The 12,870-nt window shown below is 71.4% G+C and carries 8 protein-coding genes; 4 read left to right on the top strand and 4 right to left on the bottom strand.

All coding sequences use genetic code 11. The features are described 5' to 3' along the window. Nucleotides 1-2 precede the first annotated feature (2 nt). Nucleotides 3-2,621, bottom strand: a complete 2,619-nt coding sequence (locus tag FHR38_RS03865; RefSeq protein ID WP_184532820.1) for a glycoside hydrolase family 9 protein — start codon at nucleotides 2,619-2,621, stop codon at nucleotides 3-5. 170 nt (nucleotides 2,622-2,791) lie between these two features. On the opposite strand from FHR38_RS03865, the gene FHR38_RS03860 reads away from it, so the two are divergent. The 4 genes from FHR38_RS03860 to FHR38_RS03845 all read left to right on the top strand — a co-directional run bounded on the left by FHR38_RS03860 (nucleotide 2,792) and on the right by FHR38_RS03845 (nucleotide 7,882). Next, nucleotides 2,792-3,535, top strand: a complete 744-nt coding sequence (locus FHR38_RS03860) for an N-acetyltransferase (RefSeq protein WP_184532818.1) — start codon at nucleotides 2,792-2,794, stop codon at nucleotides 3,533-3,535. A 27-nt stretch (nucleotides 3,536-3,562) separates the two neighbouring features. Beyond that, nucleotides 3,563-4,183, top strand: coding sequence for a TetR/AcrR family transcriptional regulator (locus tag FHR38_RS03855; RefSeq protein WP_246446291.1), 621 nt, complete (start codon nucleotides 3,563-3,565; stop codon nucleotides 4,181-4,183). 68 nt (nucleotides 4,184-4,251) lie between these two features. Continuing rightward, nucleotides 4,252-5,181, top strand: a complete 930-nt coding sequence (locus FHR38_RS03850; RefSeq protein WP_246446288.1) for an alpha/beta fold hydrolase — start codon at nucleotides 4,252-4,254, stop codon at nucleotides 5,179-5,181. 79 nt (nucleotides 5,182-5,260) lie between these two features. Beyond that, nucleotides 5,261-7,882, top strand: a complete 2,622-nt coding sequence (locus FHR38_RS03845) for a helix-turn-helix transcriptional regulator (protein WP_184532814.1) — start codon at nucleotides 5,261-5,263, stop codon at nucleotides 7,880-7,882. Between the two features lie 54 nt (nucleotides 7,883-7,936). Here FHR38_RS03845 and FHR38_RS03840 read toward each other — a convergent pair whose 3' ends face one another. The 3 genes from FHR38_RS03840 to FHR38_RS03830 are packed head-to-tail and all read right to left on the bottom strand — an operon-like array spanning nucleotide 7,937 to nucleotide 12,806. Beyond that, the gene (locus tag FHR38_RS03840; protein WP_184532812.1) at nucleotides 7,937-9,709 is read right to left on the bottom strand and encodes an ABC transporter ATP-binding protein; all 1,773 of its coding nucleotides are present in this window, start codon (nucleotides 9,707-9,709) and stop codon (nucleotides 7,937-7,939) included. Continuing rightward, nucleotides 9,706-11,556 (bottom strand): ABC transporter ATP-binding protein, encoded by a 1,851-nt coding sequence (locus tag FHR38_RS33090; protein ID WP_184532810.1) that lies wholly within the window; start codon nucleotides 11,554-11,556, stop codon nucleotides 9,706-9,708. The genes FHR38_RS03840 and FHR38_RS33090 overlap by 4 nt, the downstream gene beginning before the upstream one ends. Next, a complete protein-coding gene (locus FHR38_RS03830) occupies nucleotides 11,553-12,806 on the bottom strand; it encodes a lanthionine synthetase LanC family protein (protein WP_184532808.1) in 1,254 nt (417 codons plus the stop codon). The genes FHR38_RS33090 and FHR38_RS03830 overlap by 4 nt, the downstream gene beginning before the upstream one ends. Nucleotides 12,807-12,870 lie beyond the last annotated feature (64 nt).

The following is a 12,870-nucleotide window of genomic DNA, read 5'->3' as shown; positions in this document are numbered from 1 at the left end:
CCTCAGGAGCAGGCCGCCCCGTTGACGGTGAAGAGGCCGGGGGGCGGATTGGCCCCGCCGGCGGTGGTGGCGTTGAAGCCGAAGGTCACCGTCTGGCCGGGCTCGATCCGGGCGTTGTACGACTCGTTGCGGGCCGTCACGGTGGCACCGGCCTGGGTCACCTTCGCCAACCACGCCTCGTGTACCTTCTGGTCGCCGACGAAGGCGAAGCTGGCTGTCCAGCCCTGGACCGTGCGCGCGCCGGTGTTACGGATGGTGACCTGCGCGGTGAATCCGCCGCCGCCGGCCCAGGTGCCGTAGTTGACGTAGTCCACCCGGCAGGTGGCCGGTGGCGGGGCCGTGCCGTCGCCCTGATCGGCGAGGAACGAGGCGATCCAGGCCAGCGCCGAGTTCCAGTTGATCGCCACCTCGTTCGTCGAGTACGAGTTGATGTCGTCCACGTAGCAGAACATCGGCGCACAGCCGGCCAGGAGTTGACTGGCGAACGGGTCCTGGAGTGCGGTGTTGGGGCCGCCGGCCAGCGATCCGGCGGGCGGGTTCGGCGACGACGGGTCGAGTTGGTTGCCGAAGATCCGGCTGTGCTGGTTGCGGGCGGCCTGCTCGCCCCAGCCGGTCACGTACGACATGTTGAGCGCGTTGCGACCGAAGAGGTAGTCCATCGCCTGCACCGCGCCGTCCCGGTAGCCCGCCTGCCCGGTCAGGTCGTAGGCGGTGGCGAGCACGATGGCGTTGTTGACGACGTTGCTGTTGCCGCCCCAGAAGTAGCTGTCTGGATCGCCGGGCATCGGCAGCCCGTACGCCTGTCGGCGCAGCTCCGCGAGGTAACGGTCGGCGGCGGTGGTCACCGAGGCACGGATGCGGGTGCGCTCGGCGGTCGGTAGTCCACTCGGCACGGTGGCCAGGTCCAGCCGGCCCAGTGCGGCCACGCTCTGCCAGCCGAAACCGCGTGACGCGAACACGTCACCGGTGTGGTGCGGCGAGGCGGTCAGGTCGGCCAGGTACGCCTGCTCCCCGGTGGTCAGGTACAGCTCGGCGGCGGCCCAGTAGAACTCGTCGGTGACGTCGGTGTCGTCGTACGCCCCGCCGCCGGTGGCGTCGGTGGGGCTGGCGTGGATCGCCGGGTTCGCCTTGGCTGCCGCGTACGCCGTCCGCGCCACGGTGCCGCAGCGCGTCGCGAAGGCGGCGTCGTACCGGGCGTACAGGCGGGCGCACTGGGCCGTGGTGGCGGCCAGGTTGAGGGTGGCGGCGGTGGACGGCGGGTGCAGTTCCCGGGGTTGTGGGTCGTCCTCGGGGGCCAGCGGTAGCCCGGTCCAGTTCCGGTCGTGGATCTTGTGGTGGGCCATCCCGGCGAGTGGCTTGCCGGCCGGGACCTGCATCCGGATCAGGAACTCCAGCTCCCAGCGCGCCTCGTCGAGGATGTCCGGTATGCCGTTGCCCCGCTCGGGCACCCGCAGGGTGCGGTCCCCGAGCGCTGCGCCGCCGCCCGCGCTGGCCGCCGTCTTCGTCCGCTCGAAGGTGCTGAGCAGCTGGTAGGTGGCGATTCCGCCGTTCACGACGTACTTGCCGTGGTCGCCGGCGTCGTACCAGCCGCCGCGTACGTCCAGCCGGTAGTCGCAGACCCCGGCCTGGCAGGGCACATCCGTGTCGCCCTGGTTCGGGGTGACTCCGAGGTGCCCGGCGGGTCGGGCGTACTCGGTGCCGACCAGGTCACCGTCGATGGCGATGCCGCTGCGCTGGACGTAGAAGAACTGGAGCGCGTCGGAACGCAGCCGGGTGTAGAGGTCGCCGGAGATGTCGAACGGGTGACTGGTCTCGCCGTCGGCGACCAGGGTGTAGCCGGTGCCGGCGGTGTGGTGGGCGGAGAAGTCGATGCTCTGCACGTTCTGCCCGGAGGCCGGGTCCACGCCGCGCGCAGTGGCCTGACCGCTGGCCACCACGGCACCGCCAGCCGACCGTAGCTGCCAGGGCAGCGGGTCGGTGGCGCTGGTGACGACGGTGGCGTTCTTCGGCCCGTTGGGCAGGTAGCCGACCTGGTTGACCCGGACCCGGGGACCGGTGTCCGGCACGTACGGCGGTTCTTCGGTCCCGCCACGCAGCGAGACGTCGTCCAGGCAGAGGGTCTGTTCCACCGGGCTGCCACCGACTTGGAAGATCAGTTGGGCGGTGGGGTCGTCGGTCGGGGCGGTGAAGGTGTGCTCGACCCGGATGGCACCGTCGCTGGCGGTCGCGTCGACGGAGGTGTAGGCGGTGTACGGCGCGGTGCCGAGTTGGAGTACCGCCCGCAGGGCGGAGTTGCCGGGGTTGGCGGAGACCGCGAACGACAGCGTGTACGCCGAACCGGCGACCAGCGGGACGGCACCCTGTCCGATGCCGGCGTCCCACAGGTTGCCCAGTCCGCCGGGGACGGTGGCGCAGCCCCGGCCGTCGACGACGCCGAGCGGACCGGTGCCGTAGGAGAACCAGGGTGGGACACCGACGTTGAAGTCGCCGTTGTCGATCTGTTCCGGAGCATCGGGTGGCGGGGGATCGGCGTGTGCCGGCGTGTTGGTGCCGGTCATCGCGAGAGTGGTCGCTGTGGCGAGCAGCACCAGGCGGGATCGGCGGATTCGGTGTGGGCTCATGGGGGTCCCTTCGGGACGGGGGTGGTGGGAGCGCTCCCAGATTGCCTTGATGTTTCCAGTGCGCAATCCGGCTGTCAATCGATGAATCTGGATGACCTTGGATGTCCTGGTGGCAAAGCCACGCCGCATAACCATTTGGGCTGGTCAGGGCGACCGCTTACTGTGCCTGGGTGACCTTGGAGATCGTGACCCTGGCCGACCGGCCCGACCTCGCCCCGCTGCTCGACGGCTTCGACAGAGCCTGGCCGGAGTTCATGGCCTGGGATCCCATGGCTACCCTCTACTACGGCGTGGCCAACGAGCTGTATCCCGAGTTCGTCCTGCTCGCCCTCGATCCGGACCAGCCGGAGCGGGCCGTGGCACGGGCCTACTCGGTGCCGCTGTCCTGGAGCGATGCGGACCCGCTGCCCGTCGGCGGCTGGGACCGGGTGGTGCAGCGCGCCACCCTCAACCGTCTCGTCGGCGCCCCCACCAACATCGTGTCGGCCCTGGAGATCTGCATCCAGCCCGACCAGCGGGGTGGCGGGCTCTCCGCCCGGATGCTGACCGCGATGGGGGACAACGCCCGCCGGTTCGGCTACGACACCCTGATCGCGCCGGTCCGCCCCAGCGGCAAGCACACCCAGCCCGACCTGCCGATGGGCGAGTACGTGACGCAGACCCGTGAGGACGGCCTCCCTGTCGACCCGTGGCTGCGGGTGCACGTACGCGCCGGTGGGCGTATCGAGGGCATCGCCACCCGGTCCATGGTGGTGCCCGGCACGCTCGCCGAGTGGCGGAGCTGGACCGGGCTGCCCTTCGACACGACCGGCCCGGTCCACGTCCCGCAGGCGCTCGTCCCGGTGTACTGCGATGTCGCCCAGGACCACGCCGTCTACGTCGAGCCCAATGTCTGGGTCCGGCACCGGCTGTAAGCCGTCGACACCTGACCGTCAGCTGCCTTGACTGGGCGCACGATCGTGCGCAACTATCTGCGGGTGGGTAAGGGTGAGGTGACCAAGCAGGCCGTGCTGGAGGTGGCGGCCGAGGTCGCTGACCGGATCGGTCTGGCGGGCCTCACCATCGGTTCCCTGGCCAGCCAGGTGGAGATGTCCAAGAGCGGGTTGTTCGGTCACTTCCGCTCGAAGGAGTCCCTCCAGTTGCAGGTCCTGGCCTACGTCCGACAGAACTTCGTCGAGTCTGTCGTCCATCCTGCGTTGGCCACCCCCCGGGGTGAACGCCGGATCCGTGTGCTCGTCGACCACTGGCTGACCCTCGGCCTGGAGCGGCAGGCCGGCTGTCTCTTCGTGGCGGCCGACACGGAGTTCGACGACCGACCTGGACCGATCCGGGACCAATTGGTCCGAGACCACCGGGACCTGATGGAGTCGATCGCCCAGATGTTCCGGACCGGGATCTCCGAAGGGGAGTTCCGGCCCGACGTCGACCCCGAGCAGTTCGCCCACGACCTCTACGGCGTCATGCTCGGCTTCTTTCACGCCCACCGCCTGATGAACGATCCCATGGCCGCGGCCAGGACCCGCCGGGCCGTGGACGCGCTGTTGGGCAACGCTCGGATCTGACCCCCTCGTATTGGAGTGACATGGCTGATTGGCGTAGCAAAAAAAGCACGACCGTTCGTGCTGTAATCATGGGTGGATTGCGGCTGACGTTTGGTGCGCTGGAGCGCCTGGCACCCGGCCCGGGAGCCGTACTCGCCGAACGGATGTGGTGCACCGTCCCACGTGGTCGGGTAAGCCCGGCCGACCCACCCGGTGAACGGTTCACCGTGCCGGTACACGGTCGAGCCGTCGTCGCCGAGGCCTGGGGTGAGGGCCCGGCGGTCTACCTGATGCACGGCTGGGGCGGCTGGCGTGGCCAGTTCAACGCCTTCATCGCCCCCCTGGTCGCCGCCGGGCACCGGGTCATCGCCTTCGACGCGCCGAGCCACGGCGACTCGGCCCCCGGCGGGTACGGGCCGGGAAGGGGACTGCTGACGGAGTTCGTCGACGCGTTGACCGCCGTGATGCAGGCGGGCGGTCCGGCGTACGCGGTGGTCGGTCATTCCCTCGGCGGTGCCGCCACTGCCATCGCGGCCCTGGACGGCGTACCCGCCGAGCGACTGGTCCTCATCGCCCCGATGGGCGACCCGATCGCCTACACCGCCGACTTCGCCCACGCCCTCAACTTCGGCGAGCGGATCCACACCCGATTCCTCCGCCGACTCGAACGACGGGTCGGCCGGCGGATGGCCGAGTTCGACATCCCAGCCCGCGCAACCGAGCGGCAGGATCTTCCCTCGCTGCTCGTCGTACACGACCGGCTGGACAAGGAGGTACGGCACACCGACGGTGAGGCGCTCGCGGCGGCCTGGCCCCGGGCCGAACTGATGCTGACCGAGGGCCACGGGCATCGGCGGATCCTGCGTGATCCCACCATCGTCGACCGGGTCGTCCAGTACCTGACCGACAATGGTGGGATTGCGGTGATCAGGGCGGGGGACGGGGCAGCGGTGGGGTCGATGTCCCGAGAAACTCGGGAGGTTGTCCCTAGCCCCCAGGCCGTACCCACTGGAGGCTGACCGGTACGTCTGATGCGGTGCCGCGTTCGGACCAGAACCGGAGGGCCGAGGGTGGCACCGCGACCTCCGGGGGGATGCGATGCCACGCGAGACCGGCGCAGACACGTTCGTCGCGCGGGAACGGGAGTCCCGGATCGTACTCGCGGCACTCACCTCGGGACGCGGCAGCGTCATCAGCGGGCCTGCTGGCACCGGCAAGACGGCCCTGGCCCGCGCCGTCATCCGTCCACTGCCCGTCTCCCGGTACGCGGTCACCTGGGTCACCGCGAGCCGGGCGGCCCGGCAGGTGCCGTTCGGCGCCTTCGCGATGCTGCCGTCGGCAGGAGCAACCAGGGACCCGGCCACCCGGTACGCACGGCTGGTGGACGAACTGGTCCGCCGGGCCGGAGCCCGGGTGCCGGTTCTGGTCGTCGACGACGCGCACCACCTCGACGATGCCTCCGCGGCCGGCCTGCTCGCCCTGGCAACCAGCGGCACCCTCCGGCTGATGACCGTGGTCCGCTCCGACGTCCCGCTCCCCGACGCGCTGCTCGCCCTCTGGAAGGACCGGTACCTGCACCAGGTCCAGGTCACCACCTTCGATCGGAACGACACCGGGCGACTACTGTGCGGGCTACTCGACGGCGAGGTGGCGCGGCCGACGGTCGAATTGCTGCACGGCTGGACCGGTGGCAATGCCGCCTTCATGGTCGAACTGGTCCGGCAGGGCCGCAGCACACGACAGTTGGTGCGCCGCCGAGGGCTGTGGTGGTGGCAGGGCCCCACGGCCGAGCCACCCGCCCTGTCGGCGGTCTTCGCTCATCGACTGGCGAGTCTCGACTCGTCGAGCCGGGACGTGTTGACCGCCGTCGCGCTGGGGGAGCCACTACCACTGGCCCTGGCCGAGACGGTGGCTCCCGGGGTGGCGGAACAACTGGAGGAGCAGGGCCTCCTCCGTACCACGCACGACGGAAGTCGGATCCTGGTGCGCTGCCAACATCCGCTGTTGAGCGCCGTGGCCCGCGCCGAGGCGTCGGCGGCCCGGCAACGTCGAGTGGCCGAACTGCTGCTCCGGGCCGCCGACCCGGCCGACCGGCTGCCCGGCCTCGTTCCTCGGGCAAGGTGGCAGTTGGCCACCCAGCAGCCGGTCGATCCACCACTGCTGTTGCGAGCGGCGCGCGAGGTACAGCACTCCGACCCCGACCTGGCGGTACGATTCGCGGCCCGGGCCTTCGCCCAATCCGCCACCACCACCGCCGCAGTCGGGTACGCCAACGCGCTGGTCGCCAGCGGTGCGACCGCGCAGGGACGGCAGGTGCTGACCCGGCACCGAGCAGCGACCGACGATCCCGGCGATCGGCTCGCCGTCTCGCTCGCCCTCGTCCGATACCGATGTTGGGTGCAACGGGATCCGGTTGGTGCCCGCGAGGAACTGGCGCTGCTCCGCGTACCACCGGCCGCGGTGGACCGGGTCGAGACACTGGACGCGACGCTGTCGCTCTTCGCCGGGCTCCCGGCCGAGGCGCTGGCCAAGGTTGAGGCGCTGCTGGACCGCGCTCCGGATGGTCCATCCGCTGACCGAGCGAGACTGGTTCGGGCGACGGCGTCGGTCCTGGTCGGCCAGACCGGTCGCGCCCTTACCACCACCTCCGAACTGCTGACCGGGGCCGCCGAGGGACCTCATGGTCTCGGCCAGACCGGCTCGGGATCGTCCGGGCAGCGTCTCGGCACGGTGCGGGCGATCCAGAAGCTCGCCACCCTGTGGCGGGCGAACGACCAGCCCGGCCCGGCGGATATCCCGTCGTACCCGGTCCGGGCGCGGTTCGACGAGCCCGGACCGTCGCCGGGTCTGCCAGCGGCGCTGCGCTGTCTGCTCGATGGCTACGCCGGCTGGCTGGTCGGGGCCGACTCGATCGCGGTCACCCGGTTGCGGGAGGCGCTCGGGCAGCAGTGCGCCATTCCGGGTCCGCTGCGCACCGAGACTGCCGCGCTACTGGCGGTCTGTCTCGCCCAGGGCGGTCGGCCGACGGAAGCCACCCAGACCCTGACCGACGATCCGCCGGACCGGTTGACCCTGGTACCCGGGGTCTCCGCATGGGCTGCCGCCGTACTGGCCGGCACGCGCGGCGATCTGCCCACCGCCTGCGGGAGGATCGAGGCCGCGATCGACGCGGCCCACCGGGCCGGCTGCGGGGCCGCCGAGTTGCACTACCTGGTCCAGGCCGCCGAACTTCGTGGTGCGAGCGGCCCCGTCACCGTGGCCGACCGGATCGCCGCGGTGCTGCGCCGGATCGACGCACCCCGCCTCGCCCTCACCGGCGCGGCGACCATCGCGTTGACCCGACAGGACGGGGGCGAGTTGCTGCACCACGCCATCGCACTCGACCGGGCCGGACTGCTCCGGCCGGCGTGGCGGCTCGCGGAGGCGGCGGCGGCGCTGCTGGCCCAGCACGGTGGCCCGCGTCGGGCCGAGGCGTTGGTGCTGCTCGAACGGCTTCGGGTCGCGCTCGGCCAACCGGCTCCGGCGATCCCCACACTGCCGGCGCTCACCAGCCGGGAAACACAGATCGCGGCGTTCGCCGCTGCCGGGCTCACCGACCGCGAGATCTCCCGACGGCTCACCCTCTCGGTGCGTACCGTGGAGAGCCATCTCGCCCGGGTGTACCGGAAACTCGGGGTCAACTCGCGGCAGAACCTGCCGGTCGAGCTGACGCTCGCCTGAGTGCGGGTGCCGGTCGGATGAGCGGCCGAGTCGACGATGAACTGCGCCGGCTGGTCAGCTGGAGGTGCGGGCGTACGCCGCTGCCTGCAGCGCGTACATCTCGGCGTACCGGCCAGCCTGTTCGATCAGCTCGTCGTGCGTACCCTGCTCCACCACCCGGCCGCCGTCGAGTACGACGATCAGGTCGGCGGCGCGCACGGTGGTGAGCCGGTGCGACACGACGACCGTGGTCGTCCGACGCTGCTGCGGTGGGTGCAGGTAGCGCGCCAACAGCGCCGCCTCGGTGTCCGGGTCGAGGCTGGCGGCCGGCTCGTCCAACAGGACCAGTTGGGCGTCGGGCCGCATCCTGGCCCGGGCCAGGGCGAGTTTCTGCCACTGGCCGGTCGAGAGGTCGACGCCACCGGGAAGGGCGGACCCGAGTTGGGTGTCCAGGCCAGCGGGCAGGTTCCGGACCAGACCCTGCGCCCCGGCCAGGTCGAGTGCGGTCGCCACCGCCGAACTGTCCGGAAGCGCCCGGACATCACCGAGGCCGACCGTTTCGCGTAGCAGCAACTCGAACTGACAGAAGTCCTGGAAGCACGCGGTGATCCGGCTGCGCCACCGGTCGAGGGGGAGGTCGGCCAGATCGGCTCCGCCGATGCTGATCCGGCCAGCGGTCGGCTGGTAGAGGCCGGCCAGCAGGGCGACGATCGTCGACTTGCCGGCCCCGTTGGCACCCACCAGGGCGACCGTCGCCCCGGCCGGAAGGCACAGGTCGACCTGGTCCAGCACCGCCGAGGAACCACCCGGGTAGGTGAAGGAGACCTTCTCGAAGACGATGTCACCGCTCGGAGCGTCCCGGTCGCCACCGGTGGCGGCGGCGGTCCGTTCACCGACCAGGCGCAGGTAGAGGCCGGCGGTGTCCAGCGACCGGCGGAGCCAGGCGATCAGCTGGGTGAGGCTGGTGGTGGCGGTGGTGAGCCGGGTGCCGAGCACGACCACGAGTACGGCCTCGCCCGGCGACGCGGTACCGACCGCCACCCCGTCGAGGGTGATGGCGAGCCCACCGAGGAGGGCGGCGACGAATCCCGTCCAGGCGAGCATGACGGCCACCGCGCCCCGCACCCGGGCGTTCTCCCGTACCCGATGCACGGCGGCGAACGCCCGCCGGTGCCGGTCGGCGATCTCGTCGGTCAAGCGGTAGAGCCGCAGTTCCCGGGCAGCTGCGGGGTCGCTGGCCAGCGAGAACAGATCCCTACGTTGGCGGTCCAGTTCCGCGGTCTCGTGTTCCGCCTCGGCGACCAGCCGCTCCTGTCGCCGGGTCGCCAGGGCGAGCGGGAGCGCGACCAGGGGCAGCAGGGCGAGTACCGGGCTGGTGCTGACCAGCAGCACGGCCGCTGCGACGAACCGGGCCAGCACGTTGAGGTTCTCGACCACCGCGGCGAAGGCGTTGCCCAACTCGCCGCGCCGAGCCCGCAACAGCGTCGCGGCGTCCAGGAAGGCAGGGTCGTGATAGTGGTCCAGCCCGGCCCGCCCGGCGAAGAAGGTCATCAGTCGACGGTCGAATTCGAGACCGACCTGCTGCTGCAACCTGGTACGCAGGTCCGCTGCCGCTGCGGTGACCTGGTGGATGATGACCGTCACCACCACCAGCAGGACCGCGCCATTGGTCAGCGGGGTGACCTGCTGGCGTAGCGCCCCGTCGACCATCCACTGCAGGGCCAGGCCCTGCGCCACCGAGGCGGCCCCGAGTAGCGGCGCGAGGAGCAGCACCACCGTGGAGCGCCACGGGGAGACCCGGAAGGCGATACCGATCAGCAGCCGGATGGCTGCGCCCATACGGCTCATGAGCGCTCCCCGATGCCGACGGTGAAGGGCTGCGACTGCACCGTGAACAGTCGGGCGTACCGACCACCGGCGGCGAGTAGTTCGTCGTGGCTGCCGTACTCGCTGATCCGGCCCCGGTCGAGGACGGCGATGCGATCCGCGAGTCGTACGGTGGCGAACCGGTGCGACACCAGGATCGTGGTGATTCCCGCCGTGATGTCGAGGTAACGCGAGTAGAGGTCGTGCTCGGCCCGGACGTCGAGGTGCGCGGTGGGCTCGTCCAGGACGAGCACCTTGGCCCCGTGTTGTACGGCGAAGAGGGCGCGGCTGATCGCCAGTCGTTGCCATTGCCCGCCGGAGAGTTCGGTGCCGCCCAGGTAGCCCTCGTGTAGCGGGGTGTCCCAGCCACTGGGCAGCCGCTCCGCCACGTCGGTGAAACCGGCCAACCGCGCCGCGCGGCGGACCGCCGTGTCGGTCGCCTCGACCTCCACCTGGCCGAGGCCGATGTTCTCCCGGATGGAGAACGGGTATCGGGTGAAGTCCTGGAACACCACGGCGAGTTGCCGACGCCACCCGGAGATCTCGTATTCGTCGAGGTCCCGGCCGTCGATGGTGATCCGGCCGGCGGTTGGCCGGTAGAGGCCGGCGAGCAGTTTCGTGATGGTGCTCTTGCCCGCGCCGTTCGCCCCGACGATCGCCAGCGACGACCCGGCGGGGATGACCAGGTCGAGCTGGTCGAGCACGGGTGTGTCGACGCCGGGGTAGTGGAAGCTCACCCCTTCGAAGCGGATCTCCCGGCGAGGAAGCCCGGTCGTTTCCGGTCGCTGTGTTCGGCGCTGTTCGCCGGTACGCGGCTCGACCCGGGTCGATTCCTGGTAACCGAGTCGGCCGATGGTGAGCGCGGCCGGGACGGCGGCACTGGACGTGTGCAGCAGCCACATCAGATCGCCCGGCCAGCCGAGTGCGGACATGCCCAGCACCGCCTGTAGGGCGACGGTCAGCTCAACGGTGGAGAGGTCGCCACGACGAGCGCCGACCATCAGCGGGCCGAGGACGGCGGCATGGCCGAGGGTCAGCAGGACGAGGCCGGCGAGGTGGGAGTGCCAGCCCGTGGCCCCACGTCGCAGCTCACGCATGCCGTCCCACCAGGCCCGGCCGAAGTTCTCCACCAGCCAGGACTGCAACCCGAACAGCCGGACCTCCTTGGCCGAGGGCACGTTCATGGCGAGATCACGCAGGTACGCGGCACGGCGTAGGGCGGTGGTCTCACCGACGTGGGCGGCCACCGCGCGTCGGACCCGTCGGCCGTGCAGTCGCCCGGTGAGGATCCAGGCCGCGCCGAGCACGAGCGGCATCCACCAGTCCCCGGCCCAGCCGAGCAGCGCCGCCGTGCCGAGACCGGCCAGCCGCATCGCGCTCAGGTGCGTCAGCGCCGTCACCGCCTGTCCCGGCGGGATGGCGCCCAACCCCACCGCCCGGGCCAGCTCGATCTGGTCGACCACCCGAGGATCATCCAGGTGCGCGATGTCGGCGGGACGCATCGCGCCCTCCGCCGTGAGCTGTGCGGTCCCGGTGTCCACCTTGGCGGCCAGCCGGGCGGCCACCAGGGTACGCACCGGGTCGAGCAGGACATCGAGTAGCAACAGCCCACCGACCACGGCGAGCGCACCCCGTACCGCCTGACCGCCGTCCGCCGATGCGGGCGCGGTCGACAGTACGGCGACCAACTGCCCCACGGACAACGGGAGGAGGACGGCAGCGACTGCGGCAGCGGTGATCAGGGCGGTGAGCAGCACGGTCAGCCTGGCGGACACGGTGGGCAGCCAGCGCACCAACGCCCATACCGCACGGTTCCCGCTCGTCGTCACCGTAGCCCCACCGTATACAGCCAGGTCCGGTCGGCACCCGGCCTGGTCAACAGGGCGGCCAGTACGCCGGCGGGGCCGTTGAGCAGCGCGTAGTTGGTGGCGGACCAGGGCGTCAGCTCGGTCAGCCGGGCCCGCAGCCGGGCGTACAGGAGGTCGCGGACCGCGCCGGCAGCCGCCAGTCCGGCGTGCCGGTGGAACGCGTCGCAGAGCACCAGCAGCCCGGCGTCGCCGTGGCAGATGGCCAGGCTCTCGCGCAGCGCGATGTTGCCGTTCGGACAGCCGGCGTCCAGGAACGAGCTGATCGCGGTGCGGCCGAGCTGTTGCAGCCCGTCATCGTCCAGCACCCGGCCGATCTCCCAGACTGCCCATGCCACGCCGGGGGTGCCGTAGCACCAGGCTTGCCGTGCGGTGGGTTGCTCCGCCACGTCCCTGGCGGGCGGGCGGTTCTCCCGGGCCACCGTCGGCCAGGTGATGAAGCCCAGCGGGTCCGGATACGCCTCGGCGACCAGCCAGTCGGCGACCCGCCGCAGCGCGGCGCGGATGCCGGCGTCGTCGCCGGAGGCGTCGAGGGCTGCGCAGAGGGCCAGTGCAACACCGGGAACGCCGTGCGCCACCCCGACGTTGATCCGGTCCTGGTTCCAGGGGGAGTACCGCTCGTCGAGTCGCTGACGGAGACGGAATCGCTCCAGTTCCGGACGGTCGCAGAGCGTCACCAGGTGCGCGGTGAGAGGTGCCAAGTCTGTTGGCATGACCTCCGGGTCGGCGGCCAGGGCCAGCAGGGCGCCAGCCGGTCCCATGATCATGTCGTAGTCTTCCCAGCCGACATCGCTGGTCCGCCACGTGTCGAGGGCGGTCCGCCGGACCAGGGCGCGGCGGGACGCGGCGGCGAGCCGACGCAGACCCGGTCGGACGTGTGCGGCGGCGAGCAACCCCAGGTGTCGTCCGGCCAGCCCCTCGGCGAAGACGCCGTAGTGGGACGCGCCGGTGCCGCCGACGACGGCGAGCCAGGCGGACAGGGCACGCTCCGCCGCCGAACGGGTCGCCTCGTCCGTGTCGGCGGCGTCGAGCACGAGCGAGGCCACGATCGGAGTGCCGGCATCGGTGGTGAACGTGGAGTGCGGATCGGAACCGGGCAGTCGCGCCGCCGCCGCCATCAGATGGGCGCGCGCGGCGGCCACGACCTGCGGATCGGTGACGATGGCCGGATGGCTGCGGTTCGCCGTCACCGGGCTGGACAACGAGGTGCTCACGGGAGCCCTTCCGGTCGGTGGGACGGGCCGGTGGCCGCCCCCGGGCTGAAGACGGCCACCAGGC

The sequence above is a fragment of the Micromonospora polyrhachis genome (assembly GCF_014203835.1).
Classification (GTDB): domain Bacteria; phylum Actinomycetota; class Actinomycetes; order Mycobacteriales; family Micromonosporaceae; genus Micromonospora_H; species Micromonospora_H polyrhachis.
The sequence above is the reverse complement of the archived record's forward strand: the minus strand, read 5'-3'. Positions and strand labels throughout refer to the sequence as shown.

What these genes read in the sequence shown, in the direction of transcription:
- FHR38_RS03865 (WP_184532820.1), bottom strand. Translation starts at nt 2,621, where the DNA reads ATGAGCCCACACCGAATCCGCCGATCCCGCCTGGTGCTGCTCGCCACA.
- FHR38_RS03850 (WP_246446288.1), top strand. Translation starts at nt 4,252, where the DNA reads ATGGGTGGATTGCGGCTGACGTTTGGTGCGCTGGAGCGCCTGGCACCC.
- FHR38_RS03845 (WP_184532814.1), top strand. Translation starts at nt 5,261, where the DNA reads ATGCCACGCGAGACCGGCGCAGACACGTTCGTCGCGCGGGAACGGGAG.
- FHR38_RS03840 (WP_184532812.1), bottom strand. Translation starts at nt 9,709, where the DNA reads ATGAGCCGTATGGGCGCAGCCATCCGGCTGCTGATCGGTATCGCCTTC.